Annotated in this window: 21 protein-coding genes and 2 pseudogenes; 12 read left to right on the top strand and 11 right to left on the bottom strand. The window is 72.0% G+C overall.

The annotated features are described in order from the left end of the window. Window positions 1-29: 29 nt before the first annotated feature. Window positions 30-926 carry a 16S rRNA (cytidine(1402)-2'-O)-methyltransferase gene (gene rsmI / locus ACRAKF_RS23100; protein WP_447039248.1) on the bottom strand — a complete coding sequence of 299 codons (897 nt, stop codon included), beginning with the start codon at window positions 924-926 and terminating at the stop codon, window positions 30-32. A gap of 62 nt (window positions 927-988) precedes the next feature. Here rsmI and ACRAKF_RS23095 point away from each other — a divergent pair, with 62 nt between their 5' ends. The 7 genes from ACRAKF_RS23095 to ACRAKF_RS23065 all read left to right on the top strand — a co-directional run bounded on the left by ACRAKF_RS23095 (window position 989) and on the right by ACRAKF_RS23065 (window position 9922). Then, entirely contained in the window at window positions 989-2728 is a 1740-nt protein-coding gene (locus tag ACRAKF_RS23095) for a dolichyl-phosphate-mannose--protein mannosyltransferase (RefSeq protein ID WP_447039246.1), read from the top strand. Between the two features lie 173 nt (window positions 2729-2901). Then, window positions 2902-4536 carry a penicillin-binding transpeptidase domain-containing protein gene (locus ACRAKF_RS23090; protein ID WP_447039244.1) on the top strand — a complete coding sequence of 545 codons (1635 nt, stop codon included), beginning with the start codon at window positions 2902-2904 and terminating at the stop codon, window positions 4534-4536. Window positions 4537-4710: 174 nt separating this feature from the next. Next, window positions 4711-6429, top strand: a complete 1719-nt coding sequence (locus tag ACRAKF_RS23085) for a penicillin-binding transpeptidase domain-containing protein (protein WP_447039243.1) — start codon at window positions 4711-4713, stop codon at window positions 6427-6429. A gap of 122 nt (window positions 6430-6551) precedes the next feature. Next, window positions 6552-7172, top strand: coding sequence for a YbaK/EbsC family protein (locus ACRAKF_RS23080; protein WP_447039242.1), 621 nt, complete (start codon window positions 6552-6554; stop codon window positions 7170-7172). Then, complete coding sequence (locus ACRAKF_RS23075) at window positions 7169-8020, top strand: EamA family transporter (RefSeq protein ID WP_447039241.1); 852 nt, start codon at window positions 7169-7171, stop codon at window positions 8018-8020. Before ACRAKF_RS23080 ends, ACRAKF_RS23075 begins: the two co-directional genes overlap by 4 nt. 179 nt (window positions 8021-8199) lie before the next feature. Beyond that, the gene (locus ACRAKF_RS23070) at window positions 8200-9339 is read left to right on the top strand and encodes an NUDIX hydrolase (protein WP_447039239.1); all 1140 of its coding nucleotides are present in this window, start codon (window positions 8200-8202) and stop codon (window positions 9337-9339) included. A 79-nt stretch (window positions 9340-9418) separates the two neighbouring features. Further along, window positions 9419-9922, top strand: coding sequence for a hypothetical protein (locus tag ACRAKF_RS23065; protein WP_447039237.1), 504 nt, complete (start codon window positions 9419-9421; stop codon window positions 9920-9922). Between the two features lie 112 nt (window positions 9923-10034). Here ACRAKF_RS23065 and ACRAKF_RS23060 read toward each other — a convergent pair whose 3' ends face one another. Then, window positions 10035-10712: a permease prefix domain 1-containing protein gene (locus ACRAKF_RS23060; protein WP_447039236.1), complete on the bottom strand. Its 678-nt coding sequence runs from the start codon at window positions 10710-10712 to the stop codon at window positions 10035-10037. After that, window positions 10709-11068 (bottom strand): PadR family transcriptional regulator, encoded by a 360-nt coding sequence (locus ACRAKF_RS23055; protein WP_447039235.1) that lies wholly within the window; start codon window positions 11066-11068, stop codon window positions 10709-10711. Before ACRAKF_RS23055 ends, ACRAKF_RS23060 begins: the two co-directional genes overlap by 4 nt. Window positions 11069-11187: 119 nt before the next feature. On the opposite strand from ACRAKF_RS23055, the gene ACRAKF_RS23050 reads away from it, so the two are divergent. Both ACRAKF_RS23050 and ACRAKF_RS23045 read left to right on the top strand, forming a co-directional pair. After that, window positions 11188-11646, top strand: a complete 459-nt coding sequence (locus tag ACRAKF_RS23050) for a hypothetical protein (RefSeq protein WP_447039234.1) — start codon at window positions 11188-11190, stop codon at window positions 11644-11646. A gap of 5 nt (window positions 11647-11651) precedes the next feature. Further along, window positions 11652-11948, top strand: coding sequence for a DUF3817 domain-containing protein (locus ACRAKF_RS23045; RefSeq protein WP_447039233.1), 297 nt, complete (start codon window positions 11652-11654; stop codon window positions 11946-11948). Here ACRAKF_RS23045 and ACRAKF_RS23040 read toward each other — a convergent pair. From ACRAKF_RS23040 to ACRAKF_RS23030, 3 genes and pseudogenes are all read right to left on the bottom strand, one after another. Beyond that, window positions 11878-13083, bottom strand: a complete 1206-nt coding sequence (locus ACRAKF_RS23040) for a serine hydrolase domain-containing protein (protein WP_447039231.1) — start codon at window positions 13081-13083, stop codon at window positions 11878-11880. The genes ACRAKF_RS23045 and ACRAKF_RS23040 overlap by 71 nt on opposite strands. 146 nt (window positions 13084-13229) lie before the next feature. Further along, a pseudogene (locus ACRAKF_RS23035) lies at window positions 13230-14011 on the bottom strand (energy-coupling factor ABC transporter ATP-binding protein). Next, window positions 13987-14148, bottom strand: a pseudogene (locus ACRAKF_RS23030) (cobalt ECF transporter T component CbiQ); the annotation flags it as partial. The pseudogenes ACRAKF_RS23030 and ACRAKF_RS23035, both read right to left, overlap by 25 nt. A gap of 210 nt (window positions 14149-14358) precedes the next feature. On the opposite strand from ACRAKF_RS23030, the gene ACRAKF_RS23025 reads away from it, so the two are divergent. Then, complete coding sequence (locus tag ACRAKF_RS23025; protein ID WP_447039230.1) at window positions 14359-14706, top strand: SsgA family sporulation/cell division regulator; 348 nt, start codon at window positions 14359-14361, stop codon at window positions 14704-14706. A gap of 23 nt (window positions 14707-14729) precedes the next feature. Here the strand turns inward: ACRAKF_RS23025 and ACRAKF_RS23020 are convergent, their stop codons facing one another. Then, window positions 14730-17003 (bottom strand): MMPL family transporter, encoded by a 2274-nt coding sequence (locus ACRAKF_RS23020; protein WP_447039229.1) that lies wholly within the window; start codon window positions 17001-17003, stop codon window positions 14730-14732. A 297-nt stretch (window positions 17004-17300) separates the two neighbouring features. After that, on the bottom strand, window positions 17301-17891 hold the full coding sequence (locus ACRAKF_RS23015; protein ID WP_447039228.1) for a TetR/AcrR family transcriptional regulator: 591 nt from the start codon (window positions 17889-17891) through the stop codon (window positions 17301-17303). 182 nt (window positions 17892-18073) lie between these two features. Between ACRAKF_RS23015 and ACRAKF_RS23010 the strand changes: the two genes are divergently transcribed. Continuing rightward, window positions 18074-21463, top strand: a complete 3390-nt coding sequence (locus tag ACRAKF_RS23010; protein ID WP_447039226.1) for a S41 family peptidase — start codon at window positions 18074-18076, stop codon at window positions 21461-21463. A 124-nt stretch (window positions 21464-21587) separates the two neighbouring features. Further along, window positions 21588-21824, top strand: coding sequence for a hypothetical protein (locus tag ACRAKF_RS23005; protein WP_447039225.1), 237 nt, complete (start codon window positions 21588-21590; stop codon window positions 21822-21824). A 66-nt stretch (window positions 21825-21890) separates the two neighbouring features. Here ACRAKF_RS23005 and ACRAKF_RS23000 read toward each other — a convergent pair whose 3' ends face one another. From ACRAKF_RS23000 to ACRAKF_RS22990, 3 genes are read right to left on the bottom strand one after another with little or no spacing between them, the layout of a single operon-like run. Continuing rightward, window positions 21891-22769, bottom strand: coding sequence for an SDR family oxidoreductase (locus ACRAKF_RS23000; RefSeq protein ID WP_447039224.1), 879 nt, complete (start codon window positions 22767-22769; stop codon window positions 21891-21893). Next, window positions 22766-23701, bottom strand: coding sequence for an alpha/beta fold hydrolase (locus ACRAKF_RS22995; RefSeq protein ID WP_447039223.1), 936 nt, complete (start codon window positions 23699-23701; stop codon window positions 22766-22768). Before ACRAKF_RS22995 ends, ACRAKF_RS23000 begins: the two co-directional genes overlap by 4 nt. Further along, the gene (locus ACRAKF_RS22990) at window positions 23698-25281 is read right to left on the bottom strand and encodes a flavin-containing monooxygenase (RefSeq protein ID WP_447039222.1); all 1584 of its coding nucleotides are present in this window, start codon (window positions 25279-25281) and stop codon (window positions 23698-23700) included. Before ACRAKF_RS22990 ends, ACRAKF_RS22995 begins: the two co-directional genes overlap by 4 nt. Between the last annotated feature and the right edge of the window lie 147 nt (window positions 25282-25428).

The raw sequence follows: 25428 nt of genomic DNA, 5'->3' as shown, positions 1-25428 counted from the left end.
TACCTGGTACGCGGCTCACGCTTTGCCTTTCACGATAGTCCTTTGCCCGCTGATGGGCCGCTCCGATCCGCATTCTTTGCCGCCACGACCGCATCGAAGACCTCCCGCTTGGGAAGGCCCACCTCCGCGGCGACGGCGGCGATCGCCTCCTTGCGTCGCTCCCCCGCCTCCTCGCGCACGCGCACCCTGCGCACCAGCTCCTCCGGGCCCAGGTCACCGGCGCTTTTCTCCGGCGCTCCCTCGACGACGACGGTGATCTCCCCGCGCACGCCGTCCGCCGCCCACTCGGCGAGTTCCTTCAGCGGACCGCGCTTGACCTCTTCGTACGTCTTGGTCAGCTCGCGGCAGACGGCGGCCCTGCGCTCGTCGCCGAACGCCTCGGCCATCGCGGCGAGCGTGTCGTCGATCCGGTGTGGTGCCTCGAAGTAGACGAGAGTGCGACGGTCGTCGGCGACCTCCTTCAGGCGCGCGAGCCGCTCGCCCGCCTTGCGCGGCAGGAAACCCTCGAAGCAGAAGCGGTCGACCGGCAGGCCGGAGAGGGCGAGCGCGGTGAGCACGGCCGAGGGGCCCGGCACGGCCGTCACCCGGATGTCCCGCTCCACGGCCGCCGCGACCAGGCGGTAGCCGGGGTCGGAGACCGAGGGCATCCCGGCGTCCGTCACCAGGAGCACCCGCGCGCCGCCCGCGAGGGCCTCCACGAGTTCGGGCGTGCGCGCCGACTCGTTGCCCTCGAAGTACGACACGACGCGCCCGCCGACCTGCACGCCGAGCGCCTGCGTGAGCCGGCGCAGGCGGCGGGTGTCCTCGGCGGCGACGACGTCGGCCGCCTCCAGTTCGGTGGCGAGACGCGGCGGGGCGTCGGCGACGTCGCCGATGGGCGTGCCCGCGAGTACGAGGGTTCCGGGTGAATCTGCGCTTCCTGTCACGGATCCATCCTCGCAGGGCCTGCGGGCGGGACTCGCCCTGTCGGGTTCCCTACGATGGCGCGGTGACCAGTACCGCGTCTTCCCCGGACACCCGCGAGGGCCAGCAGGCCGAGGAGCAGCAGCTCTCGTGGCAGCGGCGGCTGCGCCGATTCGGGCACGTGGTGCGGCCGGGCCAGGACGTCTCGGCGCGGCTCGTGCCCCCGTACACACGGCCGGGTCCCCGGCTGTGGACGGCGCTCGGGGTGTCGGGGAAGGGCGCGGACAAGCTGGTGCGCTGGTCGGCCTGGCTCGGGCCGCTGCTCGTCACGCTGGTCGCCGGGGTGGCGCGGTTCTGGAACCTCGGCAACCCGAAGGCCGTGATATTCGACGAGACGTACTACGCGAAGGACGCCTGGGCGCTCATCCACCGCGGCTTCGAGGTCAACTGGCCGGAGAAGATCAACGACGACGTGCTGCGGCAGGGCGGTGACATCGCCATCCCGCACGAAGCGGCGTACGTGGTGCATCCGCCGGTCGGCAAGTACGTGATCGGCGTCGGCGAGTGGCTGTTCGGCTTCGACCCGTTCGGCTGGCGGTTCATGACGGCGGTGCTCGGCACCCTGTCCGTCCTGATGCTCTGCCGGATCGGGCGGCGGCTCTTCCGCTCCACGTTCCTCGGCTGCCTTGCGGGCGCGCTGCTCGCGGTGGACGGCCTGCACTTCGTGATGTCCAGGACCGCGCTGCTCGACCAGGTCCTGATGTTCTTCGTGCTCGCCGCCTTCGGATGCTTCCTGATCGACCGCGACAAGGCCAGGGCGCGGCTCGCCGCCGCGCTGCCGGTCGACGGGGACGGGATCGTACGCCCGGACGTGGAGGTCGCGCAGACGCTGCGCCTCGGGTGGCGGCCGTGGCGGTGGGCGGCGGGTCTCTGCCTGGGCCTGGCCTTCGGGACCAAGTGGAACGGCCTGTACGTGATGGTCCTCCTCTGCCTGATGACGGTCCTCTGGGACGTCGGGGCGCGCCGCGTCGCCGGGGCGGCGCGGCCCTGGCGCGCGGTCCTGCGCAGGGACGTGCTCCCGGCGTTCGTCTCGACGGTGCCGGTGGCCCTCGCCACGTACCTCGTGTCCTGGCTCGGCTGGATCCTCTCGCCGAGCGACGGCTCCGGCGGCTACTACCGCGACTGGGCGGCGACGGCCGGCCGGGGCGGGGACTGGACGTGGCTGCCGGACTGGCTGCGCAGCCTGTGGCACTACGAGCACGCGGTGTACGAGTTCCACGTCGGCCTCTCGTCGCCGCACACGTACCAGTCCAACCCCTGGAGCTGGATCGTCGACGGCAGGCCCGTCTCGTACTTCTACGAGTCCCCGGCGCCCGGCCGCGACGGCTGCCCCGCGGACACCACGGAGAAGTGCGCCCGCGAGGTCCTCGCGCTCGGCACGCCGCTGCTGTGGTGGGCGGCGGCCTTCGCGCTGCTCTACGTCCTGTGGCGGTGGGTGTTCCGGCGCGACTGGCGGGCCGGGGCGATCCTGTGCGGGGTGGTGGCGGGCTATCTGCCCTGGTTCTTCTACCAGGAGCGGACGATCTTCTTCTTCTACGCGGTCGTCTTCGTGCCGTTCCTCTGCCTGGCGCTCGCGATGCTGATCGGCGCGGTCCTCGGCCCGCCGGGGTCGAGCGAGCGGCGCCGCGTCGTGGGAGCCGCCGCTTCGGGCGTCCTGGTCCTGCTCATCTTCTGGAACTTCATCTATTTCTGGCCGATCTACACCGGCCATTCCATTCCCATCGATTCCTGGCGGTCGCGGATGTGGCTCGATACGTGGGTCTGATCCCGAGGTCGCGAGGGGCGGAACCGGTCATCCGGGTTCCGTGACGGACACCTTCGGATACGGACACCTTCGGATAACGGCCGTCCCCTGCTTCTCCACCGCCCCATAAAGTCGGGCGCGTATGACCTTTCCGAAAATACTTCGGAAAGGCTCCTGGGGAGGGGATCGGCATCGTGCGCAGAGGAGCCAAGGTCGCGCTGGTCGGCGGAGTGTTCGCCGTCATGGTGGGGGGCGCGGGGTACGGCACGTACAACCTCGTGAACGGCCTTTCGGGCGGCGGCGGTTCCGCCGCGGGATCGGACGGTACGGAGGTGCGGACGGGCCCGCTGTCCGACGCCGAGGTGCGTGAGACGTCGAAGAGGTTCCTCGCCGCGTGGGCGGAGGGGGACGCCCGGCAGGCCGCCGACTACACGAACAATGCCGAGGCCGCCGCGCGCGCCCTGACCGGCTACCGCGAGGACGCGCACCTGACGAAGGTGCGGCTGACCCCGAAGCGGGCGGCCGGCGAGAGGGTCCCGTTCGCCGTGTCGGCCACGGTGTCGTACGCGGGGAAGAGCAAGCCGCTCGCCTACGACTCCGAGCTGACCGTGGTGCGCGGCAAGGCGTCGGGGCGCGCCCTCGTCGACTGGCGGGCGTCGGTGCTCCACCCGTTCCTGGAGAAGGGTGACTCCCTGGCCACGGGTGAGGCGCCCGACCCGCCCGTGCAGGCGGTGGACCGCGCGGGCACCGTCCTGAGCAAGAAGGCCAACCCCTCGCTCGGCCCGCTCCTCGACGAGCTGCGGCGGCGGTACGGGGACAAGGCGGGCGGCACCCCCGGCATGGAGCTGTACGTGCGGCGCGAGGGCTCCGAAGCCGCCGTCCGCACCCTGCTCACGCTCTCCGAGGGCAAGCCCGGCAAGCTGCGCACGACGCTCAGCGCGGGCATGCAGAAGGCCGCCGAGCGGGCCGTGCTGCGGCATGACGAGTCGTCCGTGGTGGCGGTGAAGCCGAGCACCGGCGAGGTGCTCGCCGTCGCCAACAACCGCAAGGACGCCTTCAACGCGGCGTTCGAGGCCAAGGTGATGCCCGGCTCCACCATGAAGATCGTGACGGCGGCGATGCTGATCGACAAGGGGGTCATCACGGCCGCCGGCACCGCGCCGTGCCCGCCCAGCGCGACCTGGCAGAGCCAGACGATCACCAACCTCAAGGGTCTCGCACCGGACGGGTCCGCCACGTTCGCCGACGACTTCGCGCGCTCCTGCAACACCGCGTTCGTGAAGCTCATCGACGAGGACGGCATCACGGACTCCTCCCTCGGCGAGGAGGCCGCGAACAATTTCGGGCTCGGCGGGGGCGACTGGCAGGTCGGCCTGCCGTCCTTCGAGGGCTCGGTGCCCGCGTCGCCGGGCCCCGACCGCGCGACCAACGCCATCGGTCAGGGCCAGGTCCAGATGAGCCCGCTGGCCATGGCCTCGGTGACGGCGACGGCGAAGACCGGCACGTTCCGGCAGCCGGTGATCGTGCCGCGCTCGCTCGACGGCCGCGAACTGGCCACCGCCGACGGCCTGAAGGCCTCCACGGTGGCCCAGCTCCGGCAGATGATGCACCGCACGGCGGTCAGCGGCACCGGGTCGCGCGTCATGGCCTCGCTCGGCGGGGACACGGGGGCGAAGACGGGCTCGGCGGACGTGGACGGCCAGGCGAAGTCCGACAGCTGGTTCACGGGCTACCGGGGCGATGTCGCCGCGGCGGCCATGACGCAGCGGGGCGGGCACGGCGGCGACGCGGCGGGGCCGATCGTCGCGGACGTACTGCGAGCAGGGTAAAGGGCCCGCGCGGGAGCCGTCCGGGGGCCGTCCGGCCGGGCGGTGAAGTGGTCAAGGGCTTCTCCGTACGCCTCTAAGGTTGCTTTCGGTTGAGGAGCTTGTGGGCTTGGGGGCTCAGAACCTGTGTCATGACCGGGGTGATGACACAGGCTCTCAGGGAACAGCGGAGGGTTTGTGGGCAAGCGAAGGCGCGCCAGCGAGCGCAGAAGCGTCGGCATCAGGAGCGGGAGAGTGCACCCCGGTGTGCTCGGCGGGGCGGCGGCCGTCGTCGTGTGCGGGGTGGGCGCCGCGGCGTTCGCGCTCTCCGGCGGGGCCAGCGGTCCTGGCGACGACGAGAAGCAGGTGGCCACGGGCCCGCCCACCGCGGCGGAGGTCCGCGCCACCGCGCGGGGGTTCCTCGCGGCATGGGCGGAGGGCGACGTCGCCAAGGCGTCGGCGCTCACGGACGACCGTACGGCGGCGAAGAAGGCCCTGACCTCGTTCCGCGAGGACGGGCACTTCACGAAGGCCGTGCTGACGCCGGGCAAGCGGTCGGGCGCCGAGGTGCCGTTCAAGGCGGCCGCCACCGTCTCGTACAAGGGCAAGAGCAAGCCCTTCGCGTACGAGTCCGAGCTGACGGTCGTGCGCAGGAAGAGCGACGGGAAGACGCTGGTCGGCTGGCGCCCCTCCGTGGTGCACCCGGAGCTGAAGGAGGGCGACCGGCTCGTCACGGGCGAGGCCGGCGACCCGCCGATCAAGGCCGTGGACCGCGACGGCGGCGAGCTGACGGCGGCGAAGTACCCGTCGCTGGGCACGGTCCTCGACGGGCTCAGGGAGAAGTACGGCAAGAAGGCGGGCGGCAGGGCGGGCGTCGAGCTGCGGGTGGTGCGGGCGGACGACGAGAAGCCCGCCAAGTCCGCGGACGGCTCGACGAGCGTGAAGAAGGACGACGCGGAGTCGGCGCCGGACAAGACGCTCCTGACGCTCTCCCCCGGCACGCCGGGCACGCTGAAGACCACGTTCAGCCCGTCGCTCCAGGCGGCGGCGGAGCGCGAGACGGCGAAGCGGCAGCGGGCGTCGGTCGTGGTCGTCAAGCCGAGCACGGGCGAGATCCTGGCCGCGGCGAACTCCAACCCCACCGGCTTCAACGTGGCCTTCCAGGGGTCGCTCGCGCCCGGCTCCACGATGAAGGTCGTCAGCGCGTCGATGCTGCTGGAGAAGAAGCTCGCCGGGGTCGACAAGAAGCACCCGTGCCCGAAGTACTCGACGTACGGCGGCTGGAAGTTCCAGAACGACGACAAGTTCCAGATCAAGGGCGGCACGTTCCGCGACAGCTTCGGGCGCTCGTGCAACACGGCCTTCATCACCCAGGCGAAGAAGCTGGAGAACGACTCCCTGACCAAGCAGGCGCAGGACGTCTTCGGGCTCGGCCGCGACAACTGGTCGATCGGTGTGCCGACCTTCGACGGCGCGGTGCCCGTGCAGTCGCAGGCCCAGATGGCGGCCTCGCTGATCGGGCAGGGCGGGGTGCGGATGAACCCGCTGAACATGGCGTCGGTGGCGGCGACGGTGAAGTCGGGCACGTTCCGGCAGCCGTACCTGGTCTCGCCCGACATCGACGACCGCGAGCTGGCGACGGCGCCGCGCAAGATGTCCGGCGCCACGGTCTCGGCGCTGCGTGAGCTCATGCGCCACACGGCGGTGGCGGGTACGGCGGTCAAGCCGATGTCGGGCCTCGGCTCCGACATGGGCGCCAAGACCGGCTCCGCGGAGGTCGACGGCCAGAAGAAGCCGAACGGCTGGTTCACCGCGTACCGGGGCGACCTGGCCTCGGCGGCGGTCGTCCAACAGGGCGGCCACGGCGGCGAATCGGCGGGGCCTGTGGTGCGGGCGATGCTGTTGGCGGGGGACTGAGGGGGCTGAGCCGGGGGGCGGCTTTGGGTCCCGGGACGGGCGGTTCCGGTCCCGGGGCGGCGTGTCCGGTATCCGGATACGTGGTCGCGTGGCCCGTACACGGGCCGCTAGCGTGCGGGGGCATGAGCGCTACTGAATCCGAGCCCGCCGAGTCGACCAAGTACGGCGAGCCGACCGAGTACGGCGAGCCGACCAAGTCGACCGAGTACGGCGAGTCGACCGAGTACGGCGAGTCGACCAAGTCGACCGAGTCCGCCGAGTCGGCCGCGCACCCCCGTTTCGCCGCCGCCCTGCGCGAGCTCGGCCTGGCCGAGCTGCTCGGCCGGGTCCGCCGCTTCCCCGAGCAGACCCGTACCGCACAGGAGGCCGCGGCCGCCGTGGGCTGCGAGTTGAGCCAGATCTGCAAGTCCCTGATCTTCGCGGCGGACGGCGTGCCGGTCCTCGTCCTGATGGACGGCGCATCGCGCGTCGATCTGGAACTCGTCCGCGGGGAACTGGGCGCGGAGAAGGTCACGCGGGCCAAGGCGGACGTGGTCAAGGAGACGACGGGGTACGCGATCGGCGGCGTCCCGCCCTTCGGCCACGCGAACCGGACGAGGGTCCTCGCCGACCGCTCCCTCCTCACCCACGACGAGGTGTGGGCCGCAGCGGGCACCCCGTACGCCGTCTTCCCGACCGACCCCGAGACGCTGATCGCCCGGGCGGGCGCCACGCTGGTGGACGTGCGCGAGACGTCCGAGTGACCCCCCTCGTGACGTCGGCGGTCCTGCTGGCCGCCGTCACGCACGCGTGCTGGAACGCGATAGCCCACCACATCACCGACAAGCTGGTCGGTTTCACGCTGATCTCGGGCGGCGGCGTGCTGATAGGGATTCTCCTCTCCCCGTTCGTCCCGTTCCCGGCGGCCGGTGCCTGGCCGTACCTGCTCATCTCGGCGGCCGTGCACGTCGGCTACTACGCCCTCCTGATGCGCTCCTTCAAGCTGGGCGACTTCGGCCAGGCGTATCCCATCGCGCGCGGCACGGCACCGCTGGTCGTCACCGTCCTCGCGGCGGTCTTCGCGGGCGAGATCCCGGACGGCTGGCAGGCGGCGGGCGTGGCGGTCTCGTGCGCGGGCCTCACGGGCCTGGCGCTGTGGGGCATACGGGGTTCAGGGCGCCGCCCGGACTGGCCGGCGCTCACCGCGGCCCTGGCCACGGGCGTCTCGATCGCCGCGTACACGGTGGTGGACGGCCTCGGCGTCCGAGCCTCGGGCTCCTCGATGGGCTACATCGCGTGGCTGATGATCCTGGAGGGCCTGGCGATCCCGCTCTACGCGGCGTGGCGCTGGCGCGGCGAACTGGTCCCCCGTCTCCGCCCCTTCGCGGCGGTGGGCCTCCTGGGCGCGGCCCTCTCGGTAGCGGCCTACGGCCTGGTCCTCTGGGCCCAGACCAAGGCGGAACTGGCCCCGATCAGCGCCCTGCGCGAGTCATCGATCATCGTGGGCGCGGTGATCGGCGCGGTCTTCTTCAAGGAACGGTTCGGGACGCCCCGGCTGGTGGCGGCGGGCTTGATGGTGGCAGGAATCGGCTTGATGCTGCACGCGGGGTAGCGCCCCGGGGGGCAATGCGGCGTTGTGCACGCCAGGCCGCGTCAGCAACTGCCAGTCATTCTTTTCGTTCTGACACATTGCCGACGTATTCGCTCTCACCTGGGGCAACACCCAAGTTCTTGTCAGGCAGGCACTATCGGGAGTGTGGGCCCCCGGCGCTCGACTGGCACAGTCCTGCTATGCGCATCCTCACCAAGGGCTCCGTCGCACTCATCGGGAGCTTCCGGCAGCACTACCCCGAAGTCCTGGCGGTCGCCCGGGTGTTCGCGGGTGCGGGACTGGCCGTGGGAAGTCCGCCGATCTGCCGGATCGTCGATCGGGGCCGCGAGTTCGTACGCTTCGAATCCGACCCTCCGGAGTCCTCGGACCAGGATCTCCAGGCGGCGACTCTGGAGAAGATCTTCACCTCGGATCTCGTGTACGTCGTGAACCCCGGCGGTTACATCGGCCGCACCACCGCCTACGAACTGGGACGCGTCCATGAGCGCGGCATGGCCGTGTACTACGCGGAGCCGCCGAAGGACCTGCCCATCGCCGTCCCGGAAGAAACAGTCATAGATGCCCGCCGCTTGGTGGAGATCATCACGGGCAGCGTTCCTGGACCCGCTCCGGTCAGGCGGCCACGAGTCGCGGCGCAGCCGACGGCCGACATCGTCATCTTCACGATCCGCATGGACCAACTCCGTGTCCTGCTCGTCCGGCGCGGCAAGAAGCCATATCGCGGAATGCTCGCCCTGCCCGGCGGGTTCGTCCGGCCCGGCGAATCCCTTGAGGGCACGGCGGAGCGCGAGCTCCGGGAGGAGACCGGGCTCAGCGACTCCCGAATCCGGCTGGAACAACTGCACACGTACTCGCGTCCCGAGCGTGATCCGCGGGGCCGCATCATCTCGACCGCCTTCTTGGCGGTCATGCCGGATCCACCGGAGGTGACCGGCGCGAGCGACGCCCGCGAGGCCGACTGGGTCGAGGTCGAGGAATCGCTCTGGGGACACAACAGCAGTCTCGCCTTCGACCATGGCAAGATCCTCCGGCACGGGCTCGACCGCATCAGGACCCGGCTGGAACACACCACCGCCGCGACCGCCTTCTGCGACGAGCTCTTCACCATCACTGACCTGCGCAAGGTCTACGAGGCCGTGTGGGGCTACGAGCTCAACCCTGGGAACTTCCACCGCAAGGTCGTGGAGGAGACCGCGGGCTTCGTCATCAGGACCGACAAGGTGCGCCGGTCAGGGCCCGGGAAGCCGCCTGCCCTGTTCCGTCGGGGCACGGCGAACCTGCTGTACCCGCCGATGGTGCGCGGCCGTCGCTCCCCTTAGGAAACCGCAGCGATCCACGCTCACCAGACCTTTGGAAGAGCCCGTCCGGTGCGCGTCCCACCTCAGGAAGGACAACACCATGCTGCCGCTTGCCTCTTCCAGCTCTCCTTCCGGCGCGGGCGATTTCTCTTCCGAGTGGTCCTGGGGAGCGTTGATCGCCCTTATCGCCCTGCTGGTCAGCACCTGGCTCGTCATCAACCACCGGCGCCGCGACCAAGCCGTCCAATGGCATCAGCCCGACTACGACACGGCGAGCGATGCGCTCCTCGTACTGAACCGCCTGGCACTCACGGCGGCCGTCGAAGGCGTCACGGCCGAACTGCGCGAGCTGATCGACGTGGTCAGCAGGCTCAGGATCGCCGAGCGGCGCTCCCCGGACCTCCCGTTCGGCGTGGCCGTCGCGCAGTTGGAGGGATACCGGACCAACGTGCTGCCGCGAAACCACGCCGAAATGCTGGCCGCCGACGAGAGCCTGCTGAACCACCACCTCGCTCTCGCCCGCATGCAGGGCATCAAACTCGAAGCCGCACGCACCGCGATCGTCCAAGTGCAGCGGAAGATCGAGAAGCGGACCCGCGCCTAGGTTCCGTCGAGCGGTCCCGGCGCCGGGAGCGTGATGCTGCCGCCGGGGCCACCGCGTGGCACGGCTTCGTCGCCGGGCTCCGGGGCGTCCGCGCCGAGTAGCCGCCCCGGCGTCAGCCGCGAATCGGCTCCCTGCGGGGCAGGGCGAGGCCCACGCAGCGGCGGCACGCCCGGGCTGAGGTTGCCACCACCGCGTGGGAGGCTGCCGCGAGGGCGCCCGCCGCTGCCAGTAGGGGCCAGTTCGTGGCCAGGGCCGCGGCTATGGCGAGGGACAGGGTCGCTACCGCCATGGCCCCGCTTGCCGTCGTGCCCGTCCAGGCCACCGCCCGCGGCAGGCCGTGCGGCGTGGGCAGCCGGCGGGCCAGGGGGCCCGTGGCCGCCAGGGCCGCCGCCGCCAGCAGGGCCGCCAGTGTGGCGATCAGGGCCAGATGAGCCGCCAGCGTCTGCCAGGCCAGGGCCTGGGGGTCACCCGCGCGGGACAGGTGCCAGCAGGTGAGCAGGAACGGTGCCGTCAGCGCGACCGTGCGGGCCGTGTGCCTCGCCTGGGCGATGGTCAGTTCGTGCTGGCAGGCGGGGGCCAGGTCCTCGACCGTGCCGAAGTCCCGTACCGCCAGGCGGGCAGCGTCGTCCTCCGGCGCCCCCGCTGCCGCGTGCGCCGCCGCCGTGTCGAGCAGGCCGCCCCGCATCTCCTCCACCAGGCGGGACTTCGCGTTCGGCGGGCCGTGCAGAGCCGCCGTCAGCTCCCTCACGTACTCCTCGATCGGGTCGGGGTGCCGCACCGCCGCGCTCATGTGGCCAGTCCGGGCCGCCGCGCGCCGAGGTCGGGGCCGGGGTTCAGCACCGACCCGATGGCCGCCGTGAACTCCGTCCAGGCCGCCCGCTCACCCGCCAGGGTCGCCCGCCCCGCGTCGGTCAACTCATACGCCCTGCGGCGCCGCTCCCCCGCCGCCGACTCCCAACTGCTGCTCAGCAGGCCCAGCCGCTCCAGGCGGTTCAACGCCGGGTAGATCGTGCCCGTACGCAGCTCCAGCGCGCCGCCGCTCCGGCGCTGCACCGCCGCGATGATCGCGTAGCCGTGCAGCGGGCCGGGTTCCAGCACCGCGAGCAGCAGTCCGTCCAGGTGCCCTCGCACCGCATCCGCCTTCATGGGTAGGCAGCCTACACAACACACACGTAGGCAGTGTATGTATTGGTAGCCAACATATGCGGACCGCAGCTCGTGGTTCCGCCATGCGCCCACGCGTACGTCCCGCCCGGAGGACCCCCGTGACCAAGTTCCTTCTGTCCGTCCACGTACTCGCGGCGATCCTCGCCGTCGGGTCCATCACCGTGGCCGCCTCGATGTTTCCGCGGTACGCGCTCCAGACACTCGGCGGCCAGAACGACCGGGCCGCCGGGATCGCCGCGCTGCTTCACCGCGTCTGCCGCGGCTACGCCCTCGCCGGGATCGCCGTGCCCGTCTTCGGCATCGCCACCGCCGCCCAGTTGGGCGTACTCGGCGACGCCTGGCTCATCGCCTCGCTGATACTGACCGCACTCGCCGCGGGCCTGTTGGCCATGGCCATCCTGCCCGGGCAGCGACTTCTGCTCGACGCGGGCGAGGACCCCGGTGCCGCCCGCGCCACGGCCTCCCGGCTGACCATGCTCACCGGTGTCTTCAACCTCCTCTGGGCGACCGTCACCGTCCTGATGATCGTCCGGCCCGGCTCCACGACAGGCGTGTGACGGCCATGCGCACACTCCGTATCGCCGCCGCCGTCGAGGCCGCCTCGCTCGCCCTGCTGCTCCTCAACCTCGTGACCGTGCACGCCCCCGCGGCCTCCGCGCTCCTCGGTCCCCTGCACGGCACGGCCTATCTGGTCACCATCGCCACCGCCTGGCCACTGCGTGGTGCCGCCCGGTGGCTCGCCCTCGTACCCGGCGTCGGCGGGCTGTTGGCGCTGCGGCGCACCCGTGTCAGTACGCCGGGCCGGACGCGGCAGCCCGCAGCGCCCGCACCAGCGCCTGGGCCCGCGGATCGGCCGTGACCCCCTTGGCCATGCCATTCGTCACGTAACCGAAGGCGAGGCCCGACTCCGGGTCGGCGAAGCCGAGGGCGCCGCCGCTGCCGGGGTGGCCGAAGGAGCCGGGGGCCAGGAGCGGGGATGCGCCGCCGTGCAGCATGTAGCCGAGGCCGAAGCGGGTGGGGACGACCAGGACGCGGTCGGGGCCCGAGGACTCCTCGGCGCGGGCCAGGCCGACCGTCTCCGGCGTGAACAACCGCCTCCCGCCGTCCACTTCACCGATCAGCGAGGCGTAGAAGCGGGCGAGGCCGTCCGCCGTGGCGATGCCGTTGGCACCGGGCAGGGCCGCCGCCCGGTAGGCCGGGGCGTTCTCGTCGGGGCGGGACAGCTCCTGGCCCGCGGCGGCCGGGGCTATCGCCCCGAAGGCGCGGCGGGTCAGGGAGCCCGGGTCCGCGTAGGCCTCCGCCACGTTCCGCCGCGGCCGCACCCGCAGGCCGGCCGCGGGGACGGGCGGTTCGATGCCGCCCACCCGGCCGACCCGTCCCGCCTGGGCGTCCGGAAGCCCGACCCACAGGTCCAGGCCGAGCGGCCCGGCGATCTCGGCCGAGATCCACTCGCCGACCGCCCTGCCGGTGACGCGCCGCACCAGCTCACCGATGAGCCAGCTGTACGTCTGCGCGTGGTAGCCGTGGTCGGTGCCCGGCTCCCAGAACGGGGCCTGCGCCGCGACCACCGCCGCCGCGAGATCCGGGTCCAGCGCCTCGGCCGGGGTGAGGGGCTGGTCCAGAGCGGGCACTCCGGCGCGGTGCGCGAGCAGGTGCCGGACCAGGGCGCGCTCCTTGCCGCGCGCCTTGAACTCCGGCCAGTGCGCGCCGACCGGGGCGTCCAGGTCGAGCTCGCCGCGCTGGTGCAGCAGGAGCAGCGTGGCCGCCGCCACGCCCTTGGTCGCCGAGCGGATGATCTGGGCGGTGCCGTGCTCCCACGGGGCGTCGCCCGCCGCCGGGTCTCCGTCGACGTCCTTCGCGCCGCCCCACAGGTCGACGACCTTGCGCCCGTCGCGGTAGACCGTGACGGCGGCGCCGCGCTCTCCGCGCTCGGCGAAGTTGCGTACGAAGGCGTCCCTGACCGGTTCGAACCCGGCGGCCACGGTGCCGTGCACCGCACCAGGCGTCAGATCCCGAGCACCAGACGCCAGAACCCGAGCCCCAGGCGTCAGAACCGGAGCGCCAGGCGTCAGATCCCGACTCGTACCGTCCCTCACATCATCCATACCGAAGACAACAGCCGCCCCCGACCGACGATTCCCTACCGTCCCACCCTTGCCGTCTTCGGATCGAAGCCGAAGGGCAGTTCCAGGCGGTGTCTGCCCATCAGCTCGGGGTCGGCCAGGAGTTCGCCCGTCGGACCGTCCCCGGCGATCACGCCCTCGCTGAGGATCAGGGCACGGGGGCAGAGCTCCATCGCGTACGGCAGGTCGTGGGTGACCATCAGGACGGTGACGTCGAGGGACCGCAGGATGTCGGCCAGTTCGCGGCGCGAGGCGGGGTCGAGGTTGGACGAGGGTTCGTCGAGGACCAGGATCTCCGGCTCCATCACGAGCACCGTCGCGACGGCGACCCTGCGGCGCTGCCCGAAGGAGAGGTGGTGCGGCGGCCGGTCGGCGAACTCCGCCATGCCGACCTGCGCGAGGGCCTTCGTGACCCTCGCCTCCAGCTCCGGGCCCCGCATCCCCGCGGCGGCGGGCCCGAAGGCCACGTCCTCGCGGACCGTCGGCATGAAGAGCTGGTCGTCGGGGTCCTGGAAGACGATGCCGACCCTGCGCCTGATCTCGGCCATGTACTTCCTGCCGACGGGCAGCCCGGCGACCGTCACGCTGCCCGCGCCGCCGGTCAGGATGCCGTTCAGGTGCAGTACGAGGGTCGTCTTGCCGGCGCCGTTCGGCCCGAGCAGGGCGACGCGCTCGCCGCGCCCGACGCGGAAGTCCACGCCGAACAGGGCCTGGTGCCCGTCGGGTAGGCGAAGGCGAGCCCCGCGACGTCCAATGAGGGCGGCGGGGGCGAGGTCACAGCGTCCATCCCCACAGGCATACGGCGAGAGCGCAGAGCGGCAGGGTCAGTGCGTACGTCCACTGCGCACGCGATGCCGTGACGTCGTCGACGACCGGCATCGTTCCGGTGTAGCCACGGCTGACCATGGCCAGGGGGACATGCACACGCGCGCTCCTGGGCAGGCGGAGAAGCAGAAGCCGTCTTGAACCGTCCTGAACCGATCAAGGATAGGGCCTTCTTGCGAACGGTTCGCAAGAGCGCCGCAGTCCCGACAAGGCGGCGCCCGGCGGACGCACCCCGCGCCCCCGCCGCGGTGGAGCGCCGTAAATATGGGACATTGGGGAAGGAAACATCAGAAAACATACGCCCGGTCGAGGAGTCCAGCGATGTCCGCAGTCGAGCAGTACGCACGCGCCCACCTCGTCACGGACTCCTCCGAGGGCCACCGCGTCGTCCCCGCCATGCTGCGGTACGACGCGGAGGCCGACCCGCACGCGATGCGGATCGGCCTCCCCGACGGCCACGAGTGGACCTTCGCCCGGCAACTCCTCGAACAGGGACTCCGGGCCCCCGTCACCGCCGGTGACGTGCACATCTGGCCGTGCGGCCGGGTCCAGACGGTCGTGGAGCACCACGCGGGCGACGGGGTGACGGTCGTCCAGTTCGACGCGTCGGCACTCATCCGCTTCCTGCGCCGCACCTACGCGGCGACCGCCACCCCGGTCATCCACTGACCTCGGTCATGCATCGACCCCGGTCAGACGCGGGCCAGCTCCCGTGAGTCGGTGTCGGAGTCCTTCTCGGCCGCCGTGCGCAGCCCCTCGCCCTCGACGTCGACGTTCGGCAGCGCGCGGTCCAGCCACCTGGGCAGCCACCACGCCTTCTTGCCGAGCAGCGCGAGGACGGCGGGCACGAGGGCCATGCGGACCACGAAGGCGTCGAAGAAGACCGCGATCGCGAGGCCGAAGCCGATCATCTTCACCATCTGCTCGCCGGAGCCGATGAAGCCCGCGAAGACCGCGATCATGATGACGGCCGCCGCCGAGACCACCCGGGCCCCGTGCCGGAAGCCGGTCACGACCGCCTGGGCGGGCCGCTCCCCGTGGACGTACGCCTCTCGCATACGGGTCACGAGGAACACCTCGTAGTCCATCGCGAGGCCGAAGACCACGCCCACCATGAAGATCGGCATCATCGACATGACCGGGCCGGTCTGCTCGACGCCGAAGAGCGAGCCGAGCCAGCCCCACTGGAAGACCGCGACGACCGCGCCGAGGGCCGCGAGGACCGAGAGCAGGAAGCCGAGGGCCGCCTTGAGCGGGACCAGGATCGAGCGGAAGACGACGATCAGGAGCAGGAACGCGAGGCCCACGACCAGTGCCAGATAGGGCACGAGGGCGTCGTTGAGCTTCTGCGAGACGTCGATGTTCATGGCCGTGGTGCCGGTGACCATGATCTCCGCGCCCGTGCCCGACGTGATCTCGGGTCCCGCGTCGCGGATCGCGTGGACCAGGTTCTCGGTCTCGATGCCGCTGGGCTTGGAGGACGGCACGACGCTGATGATCGCGGTGTCGCCCGCCTTGGTGAGCATCGGCGGCGCCACGGCCTGGACATCGTCGAGGCCGGAGATCGTCTTGGTGATGCGCTGAGCGGCGGCCTTCGGGTCGTCGGCGCCCTTGAGGTCGCCGACGACCATCAGCGGGCCGTTGGAGCCGGGGCCGAAGCCCTCGGAGACCAGGTCGTACGCCTTGCGCTGGGTGGTGGACGTCGGCTGCGCGCCGTCGTCCGGCAGGCCGAGTTCGAGCTGGGTGACCGGGATGGCGGCGGCGCCGAGACCGATGACGCCGACGAGCAGCACGGTGATCGGACGGCGCACCACGAAGCGGGCCCAGCGGGTGCCCAGGTTGGGCTTCCCCTCGCCGGAAGCCTCTCCGGAAACCCCACCGGAAACCCCACCGGCGGCCTCGCCGGAAGCCGCGCCCTTCTTCCTGCCGCCGCCGAACAGCCTGCTCTTCGCGCCCGTCGGCATGACCCGCTTGCCCGCGTACCCGAGCAGCGCCGGGATCAGGGTGAGCGCGATGAGGACGGCGATGACGACCGTGCCGGCCGCGGCGGCGCCCATCTTGGTGAGCATCGGGATGTTGACCACGGCGAGGCCGACCAGGGCGATGACCACGGTGAGCCCGGCGAAGACGACCGCCGAGCCCGCGGTGCCCACCGCACGGCCCGCGGCCTCCTCGCGGTCGCGTCCGTCGGCGAGTTCGCCGCGGTAGCGCGAGACGATGAACAGGGCGTAGTCGATGCCGACCGCGAGGCCGATCATCATGGCGAGCGTCGAGGTGGTGGTGCCGAGGTCGAGGGCGTCGGCGAGCGCGGTGATGGCGGAGACACCGATGCCCACGCCGATCAGCGCGGTGAGCAGCGGAAGACCGGCCGAGACCAGCGAGCCGAAGGTGATGACGAGGACGACCGCGGCGACCGCGATGCCGATGATCTCGGTGGTCCCGGTCGCCGGCATGGCCTGGAGCGCGTCACCGCCGACCTCGACCGTGAGCCCGGAGTCGCGGGCGTCGTCGGTGGTCTTCTCCAGCGCGTCGCGGTCCTCGTCGGCCAGCTCCATGGAGGAGACCTTGTACGAGACCGAGGTGTACGCCGTGGTGCCGTCCTTGCTGACCGTCTTGGCCGCGAAGGGGCTGTCCGCGCGGGCGACCTGGTCGGAGCCCGACTTCAGGGCGGCGACGGTCTTGTCGATCTCGGCCTTGTTGGCCGGGTCGGTCACCTTCTCGCCGTCCGGTGCCTTGAAGACGACGCGGGCGCTCGCGCCGTCGGCGCTGGCTTCGGGGGCGCGCTTCTCCAGCAGGTCGAAGGCCTTCTGGGCCTCTGTGCCGGGTATGGAGAAGCTGCTGGACGCGGCGGTGGGCGCGGTCGCGGCGCCGACACCGGCGAGGGTGAGCAGCGCCACCCAGATCAGGGCGACGAAGTGCCGTCGCCGGAAGGCGAGTTTGCCGAGTTTGTAGAGGAACGTTGCCACGGGGGCGTACTCCCGGTCAGGTCGTATTGCTTCAGAGCCTGTGTCATGACTCCGGTCGGATCAGCGTGCGGCGTCTGGTGCGTGCGATCGCAAGGCGCCGGAGAGTCCTCGATGGGGGTCCCCCCGGGCCGTTCAGGCCTGGGGGAGGAGCCACGTGGGCTTTTCGGCAACGCCGCGAGCGTGCGTGCCAGGCGTCGCGCGCCCGGCCGGGGTTATGACACAGGCTCTCGGGGCAGGGGGGATGAGCCCGACGACGTGAGCGGTCGCGTCAGGTAAGGGGTCGGGGCGTGCGGGGGGTCAGACGCCGAGGGCGGGGAAGATCACGGCGTCGAGGTACGAGGCGAGGAACGCGCGGTCGACCGGGCGGTCCTCGATCAGGTCACGGGCGACGAAACCGCCCACCAGCATGTGGACGACGAAGTCGAGCGCGGGATGGTCCGCGGCGACCTCGCCGCGCTCCACCGCTCTGCGCAGCAGATCGCTCAGGCCGGTCAGCTCCGGCTCGATGAGCAGGTCCCGCAGCGCCCGGTGGAGTTCGGGGTTGTCGTGGATGGCGTGGGACAGGCCCCGCATCAGCGCGGCGTCCCTCTCCATCTGGCAGTCGTCCGAGCGGGCCACCATCTCGTTCAGGTCGCCGCGCAGCGATCCGGTGTCGATGTCCGCCAGGGACGCCGGCTTGTTGTGCCGCAGCGCCCTGGCGATCAGCTCCGGCTTGCTCCCCCACTGGCGGTAGAGGGTGGCCTTGCTGGAGCGGGTGCGGGTGGCGACGGCGTCCATCGTGAGCGCGTCGTACCCCACCTCACGGAGCAGGTCGAGCACGGCCTCGTACAGCTCGGCCTCGCGCTCGGGCGTGATCCTGCTGCGCCGCGCCGTTGCCGCCTCAGCCATGACCATCGCCTCCTGTCCCGAATTCCCGAATTCCCGAACGAAACGGTTTCGTACCCCCGTATCGTATGCCCTGCCTTATCGAAACGAAACGGTTTCGTACGTGTCCTGGCTCACGTCGCCGCTCCGGGCCTCCGCGCTCCGCACAAGTTGCCGGGGCCTGCGGGGCGGAAAAGCATGGTGAGGTGACCGACGAGCGCGACGATGCCCAGGCCGACCACTCCACCGACCACTCCTACCTGCGATTCCCGCACCTCAGCGGCGACCGCCTCTGCTTCGCCGCCGAGGACGATCTCTGGGTGGCCCCCCTCACCCCGGAGGGCACCCCGGCCGGCCGGGCGTGGCGGGTCACCGTCGACCGGACCAAGGTGGGCCACCCCCGCTTCTCGCCGGACGGCCGCCACATCGCGTACACGACGTGGCGCAGCCTCGACCCGGAGATCCACCTGGCCCCGGTGGACGGCGGGCCCGCGCGCCGCCTGACCTACTGGGGCAGCACCGACACCCGGGTCTGCGGCTGGTCCCCCGACGGCGACGTCCTCGCCGTCTCCTCGCACGGACAGCCCTTCTCCCACCTCTGCTGGGCCTACAGCGTGCCCCTCGACGGCTCACCGGGCGGCAGGCTGCCCTGGGGCCCGGTCCACGACATCGCCGTCACCGACTCCCTCGCCGACGGCGACTGCGAGCGCAAGACGCTGCTCCTCACGGGCAAGCCCCCGCACGAGCCCGCCGCCTGGAAGCGCTACCGGGGCGGGGCGACCGGCCGCCTGTGGATGCACGGCAAGCGGATCCTCGGCCACCTCGACGGACACCTCGACTCACCCATGTTCGTGGCCGGGCGCATCGCGTTCCTCTCCGACCACGAGGGCGTCGGCAACCTCTACTCCTGCCTGCCCGACGGCTCCGGCCTGCGGCGCCACACCGACCACGACGCCTTCTACGCCCGCCACGCCTCCAGCGACGGCACGCGCGTCGTCTACCAGTGCGCCGGCGACATCTGGCTGGTCGACTCGCTCGCCGCCGACTCACGGCCGCGCCGCCTGGACGTCCGGCTCGGCGGGCCGCGCCCCGGGCGGCGGGTCTACCAGGTCCCGGCCGCGCGGCACGTCGACTCGCTCTCCGTGGACGCGACGGGCCGGGCCAGCGCCGTCGTCGTACGCGGCAGCCTCTACTGGCTGACCCACCGCGACGGCCCCGCCCGCACCATCGCCGACACCCCGGGCGTACGGGTCCGCCTCCCCGAGATGCTCGGCACCGGCGGCCAGGTCGCCTACGTCACGGACGCCGAGGGCGAGGACGCCGTGGAGATCGCCTATCTGCCGCGCGCCAGCGGTGCCCGGCCCCCGCGCAGGCCGGTGAGCGGCGGCCTCGGCCGCGTCCTTGAGCTGGTGTCCGACCCCGAGGGGGAGCGGCTCGCCGTCGCGTCGGACGACGGCAGGCTGCTGATCGTGACCCTGCCCGACGACGCGGGCGCCGCCGACCTGAACCGCGGGCTCCGCGAGATCGGCGAGCTCCGCGAGGCCGAGGAGGACGCCGACGACTCCCCCGACGAGGAGCCCGCCGAGGTCACCGAGCTGATCCGGTCCCTCAACGGGCCGGTGCGCGACCTGGCGTTCTCCCCCGACGGGGCCTGGCTGACCTGGTCGCACCCGGGGGTGGGGCGCTCCCTGCGCCAGATCAAGCTGGCCCGCGTCAAGGGGCCGGGCGCCCGTACGGTCGTCGACGTCACCAACGGCCGCTTCGAGGACGAGAACCCGGTCTTCACCCGTGACGGGCGCTACCTCGCCTTCCTCTCGTGGCGCGGCTTCGACCCCGTCTACGACGTGCACACCGGCGACCTGTCCTTCCCGCTCGGCTGCCGCCCCTACCTCGTGCCGCTGTCGTCGGCGACGCCCTCGCCCTTCGCGCTGCTGCCCGACGGGCGCCCGGTGGCGGGCGGCCTCGACCCGGCCGACGGCAGCTCCGGCGACGGCACGACGACCGTGGAGACCGAGGGCCTGGAGGCGCGGGTCACGCCCTTCCCCGTCGCCGCGTCGAAGTACTCGGCCCTCCAGCCCGTCAGCGACGGCGGCCTGGTCTGGCTGCGCTGGCCGATCTCCGGGGCGCTCGGCGAGACCTTCGCGAACCCCGCCGACATGTCGGGGCGGCCGACCCTGGAGCACTTCAACATCACCAAGGCGAAGAAGTCGCAGCTCGTCGACCACCTCGACTGGTTCTCGCTCAGCGGCGACGGCTCCCGCCTGGTCGTCGTGGACGAGGGCGACCTGTCCGCCGTGCCCTCCACCGAGCAGGGCGACGGCGACACCACCGTCTGGATCGACCTGCGGCGCATCCTGCACGAGGTCGACCCGGCCGCCGAGTGGCGTCAGTCCTACGCCGAGGCGGGCCGGATCATCCGCTCCTACTTCTGGGACCCCGACATGTGCGGCATCGACTGGGACTCCGTGCTCGCCCAGTACCGGCCGCTGGTCGAACGCGTGGCGTCCCCCGACGAGTTCGCCGACCTGCTGCGGGAGGTCCTCGGCGAGCTGGGCACCTCCCACGCCTATGTCTCCGCGGCCCGCCGCAACGAGGGCCCGCCCCACTACCAGCGCGCGATGGGCCTGCTCGGCGCCGATCTCGTACGCAGGGACGGCGGCTGGATGGTCAAGCGCATCCTGCCCGGCGACTCCTCCGACTCCAAGGCGCGCTCGCCGCTGGCCGGTTCCGGCATCCGCGAGGGCGCGGTCCTCACGCACATCGACGGCCGCGCCGTCGACCCCGTGGCAGGTCCCTTCCCGCTGCTCGCGGCGGCCGGCGGCACCACGGTCGAGCTGACGTTCCGGCCGCCGGAGGGCGGGGGCCGCGCGCGGCGCGTCGCCATCGTCCCCCTGGTCGACGAACGCCCCCTGCGCTACCAGGACTGGGTCGCCAAACGGCGCGAGGTGGTACGGCAGTTGAGCGGCGGCAAGTGCGGCTACCTGCACATCCCCGACATGGGCGGCTCCGGCTGGGCCCAGTTCAACCGCGACCTGCGCCTGGAGGTCTCACGGCCCGCGCTCATCGTGGACGTGCGGGGCAACGCGGGCGGCCACATCAGCGAACTCGTCGTGGAGAAGCTGACCCGGAAGATCCTCGGCTGGGACATCACGCGCAACGCCCAGCCCGTCTCGTACGCGTCCAACGCGCCGCGCGGCCCGATCGTCGCGCTGGCGGACGAGGCGACCTCGTCGGACGGCGACATGATCACCGCGGCCTTCAAGCTCCTCGGCCTCGGACCGGTCGTCGGCCAGCGCACCTGGGGCGGCGTCGTCGGCATGACCGGGCGGCACAAGCTCGGCGACGGCACGGTGATCACCGTGCCGATGAACGCGGGCTGGTTCGACGTCTACGGCTGGTCCGTGGAGAACCACGGCGTGGCGCCCGACGTCGAGGCCCTGCGGACACCGCTCCACTGGGCGGAGGGCCGCTACGCCCAGCTCGACGACGCCGTACGGATCGCGCTCGACCTCCTGGAGCAGCACCCCGCCGCGTCCCCGCCCGGATACGACGACGTCCCCGACCGGCGCAGGCCGCCGCTGCCGCCCCGCTCCTGACTCCCCGGTGACACTGCGTACTTGATCGAAATGCGAGGTTCGTCCGCCCGTGTAAATCTGGTCGAGGCCTCACCGAGGCCCCCAAAACCCCACTGGCATCACTGACATCGGGAGTGAACAACGCATGGGCATCAAGGACCAGTTCCAGGACAAGGCGCAGGACCTCGCCGACCGGGCCAACCGGGCCAAGGCGTCCGCGGGCGCCGATGACGACAGCCGCGAGCGCACCTCGCGCGCCCGTGACGAGGCGAGGGACCGCGCCTCGCAGGGCCAGGACCAGGCGCGGGACCGCGCCTCGCGGGCCCGCGACGCGGCGCAGAACCGCAAGGACCGCCTCGGCCGGGACCTCGACGAGGTCTGACCCGTCGCCCAGCTCGTGCGCAGGAGGCCCCCGGGACGCCGGGGGCCTCCTGTTCCGTTCAGGCGGTCACCGCGTGGTGCGGGCCGCCTCGTCCGCGGAGCCGCCCGCTCCGACCAGGCCCGTCGAGACGTCCTTGAGCCGCGGCCCGAAGCGCCGCATCTCGCGCTGGCCCACCGAGCCGACGACCGAGGGCAGATAGCCGCGGACGCCCTGCATGCCCCGCAGCCACCACTGCGCGTACACATGGCTGGAGCGCCGCTCGACGCCGGCCACGATGCGGTCGACCGCGGGACCCAGCGGATACGTCCGGTTGGCCGGCCACGGCAGCCGCTGCCGCAGCTCCCGCATCACGTCGTCCTGGTCCGCGCCCCGCACCATGTCCGTGTCGGTCCAGGAGAGATAGCCGACGCCGACCTTGACGCCCTGGTAACCCACCTCGGCCCGCAGCGCGTGCGCGTACGCCTCGACGCCCGACTTCGACGCGCAGTACGCCGTCATCATCGGCGCCGGGGTGATCGCGGCGAGCGAGGCGATCTGGAGCAGATAGCCGCGGCTCTCCATCAGGACGGGCAGAAAGGCGCGCCCGGTCACCGCGCTGCCGATGAGGTTGACCTCGATGACCCGCCGCCAGGCGTCCGGGTCGGAGTCGACGAAGGGGCCGCCGCTGGCGACGCCCGCGTTGGCGACGACGATGTCGACCTTGCCGAAGCGCTCCTTGACCTCCTGCGCGACCCGCGCCATCGCCGCGTGGTCGGTGACGTCCGCGTGCCAGTGGCCGGACTCGGTGTGCAGCCGCTCCGACACCTGCTTCAGCTCGTCCGGCTCCAGGCCGACGAGCGCGACCTTGGCGCCGCGCGCCGACAGCTTGCGCGCGAGCAGTTCCCCGACCCCGCGCGCCGCGCCCGTGACGACCGCGACCTGCCCCTCAAGGCTGACCCTGCTCATGCGCCCTCCCTCACCTGTACGTATGTTCCGACGAGCTCTCTGATCCGCCCCGTGACCACCTCGGGCGCCTCCACGGGCGTCATGTGTCCGACACCGGCGAGTTCCGTGAGGCCGACGCACTCCGGCAGCGCCTTCGCGATCCGCCGCGCGTGCACGACGGGCGTGAGCCGGTCGGCGAGTCCGGCGACGACGGCGGTGGGCGCCCGCAACGCGCCGACCTCCACGTCGAGTTGCAGGGTGGCGAGCACATGGGACCAGCCGTGCCGTACGGCCCGCGGGCAGGCGTGCACGATCCGCGCGCACGCCTCGACCCTGTCCGGCGCCGAGCCGGGGCCCATCGTGCCGTACCTCAAGATCCGCTTGGCGAGCGGCGTGACGGGGCCGAGCGGCGCCCGTGAGCCGAGCACGGAGCGCGTGACGCGGGTCCGCAGCCACCCGGCCCGCAGCGGCACCACCCGCGACTCGGCGACCAGGTCCGAACTGCCGGTGCTGCACAGCAGAACGGCCGCCGCGTGCTCACGGAACCTCGGGCGGTCCCCCGCGGCCATGATCGTCATGCCCCCCATGGAGTGCCCCACGAGCACCGCCTTCTCGCCCGGCGCGAGCGTCGCCGCGAGGACCGCTTCGAGGTCGTCGGCGAGCGCCCGCGTGCTGTACCCGTCGGCGTCCGGCGGCGCCGCGCTGCGCCCGTGCCCGCGCTGGTCGTACACGATGACCCGGTGGTCGGCGGCGAGGTCGCGTATCTGCGCGTCCCAGAAGAGCGTCGAGCAGGTCCAGCCGTGCGCGAGCACCACGGCGGGCGCGCCGTCCGGCCCGGACACCTCGACGTGGACGCGGGCCCCGTCGGCGGAGACGGCGGTCACCTCGCGCCCGGCGGCGTGCGGCGCGGGCGGCGCGGGCGGCCCGCTCAGGTCACGGGTCAGGCGGCTCACGCCTGGGCCTCCGCCCGCGCGCCACGGGACCCGTCGGCCACCGCCATCGCCTCTGCCTCTGCCTCTGCCTCCAGCGGCCTCGCCGGGCGCAGCACCTCGTACTCGGAGAGGTCCACGCGCCGCGTCGCCGCCCTGAACTCGGTGGTCGTGCCGGGCCACACGGTCGTGTTGACGCCGTTCTCGTCCAGGTACCAGCTGTTGCAGCCGCCGGTGTTCCACACCGTGCGCTTCATCCGCTCCTGCACGCGGTCGTTCCAGGCGCGCACGGCCCCGGGCCTGGCCGCGAGGGCGGCCCTTCCGCCGAGCACGTCGAGCTGCCGCAGGTAGTCCGCCATGTAGTTGAGCTGGGACTCGATCATCAGGATCATGGAGGAGTTGCCGAGCCCGGTGTTCGGGCCGATGATCGTCATCCAGTTGGGGAAGCCGGCGGCCGTCGCGCCGCGCAGCGCGTTCATGCCGTCCTTCCAGCTCTCCATGAGCGTGATCCCCTCGTCGCCCACGACCCGGTCGGCGATCGGCATGTCCGTCACGTGGAAACCGGTGCCGAAGATGATCGCGTCGGCCTCGGCCTCCGTGCCGTCGGCGCCGACCAGGGTGTTCCCGCGCACCTCGGCGAGGCCGCCGGCCACGACGTCGACGTTGGGCCGCGCGAGCGCCGGATAGTAGGAGTTCGACAGCAGGATGCGCTTGCAGCCGATGCGGTACGTGGGGGTCAGCTTCCGCCGCAGCGCCGGGTCCTTGATCGCCCGGTACATGTTCCGCTTGGCGATCTGCTCGACCATGCCCAGCTCGTTGGGCCGCTTGGTGAACGCCTGGACCTGCAACTCCCTGATGCCCCACAGGATGCCGCGCCGCGCCTGGGTGGTGAAAGGAAGCTGCCGGTGGAGCCAGCGCTCGGCCCCGGTGATGGCCCGGTCCGCGCGCGGCATCACCCACGGGGGCGTGCGCTGGAAGAGGGTCAGCCTGCCGACCCGCTTCTGGATGGCGGGCACGATCTGGATGGCGGAGGCGCCGGTGCCGATCATCGCCACGCGCTTGCCGGTCAGGTCGTAGTCGTGGTCCCAGCGGGCGGAGTGGAAGACCTTGCCGGGGAAGGTGTCGAGGCCGGGGATGTCGGGGGTCTTGGGGTCGGAGAGCGGCCCGGTGGCCGAGACGACGACGTCGGCGGTCAGGGACCCGTTGCTGGTCTCGATCTCCCACCGCAGCTTCGCGGCGTCCCAGCGCATCTGCTTCACCTCGGTGTCGAGGCGGATGTGGGAGCGCAGCCGGAAGGTGTCGGCGACACCCTCCAGGTACTCCTGGATGCGCTCCTGGCCGGAGAAGGTGCGCGGCCAGTCGGGGTTGGGCGCGAAGGAGAAGGAGTAGAGGTGCGAGGGCACGTCGCAGGCGCAGCCGGGGTAGCTGTTGTCCCGCCAGGTGCCGCCCACCGCGCCGGCCCGCTCCAGGACGACGAAGTCGGTGATGCCTTCGCGCCGCAGCCGCACGGCCGCCCCGAGCCCGCCGAAGCCGGACCCGATCACCGCCACTCGTACGTGCTCGTACTCGCGCCCCTGCTCAGGGGCACGCTCGTGCTCGGCCATGCCGACGCCTCCCGAAGTACCTGACTCTGCCAGTAACTACTGGCGCAATGGGGAGAGTAGAACACCGGCGTACTCATGGGTAGGGGTCGGCCCGGGAAAGTTACCAGCGGTACGCCATAGGCTTCCCCCGTGGCAGACGAACAAGAG

The organism is Streptomyces sp. DSM 118878 (assembly GCF_052936595.1).
The sequence above is the reverse complement of the archived record's forward strand: the minus strand, read 5'-3'. Positions and strand labels throughout refer to the sequence as shown.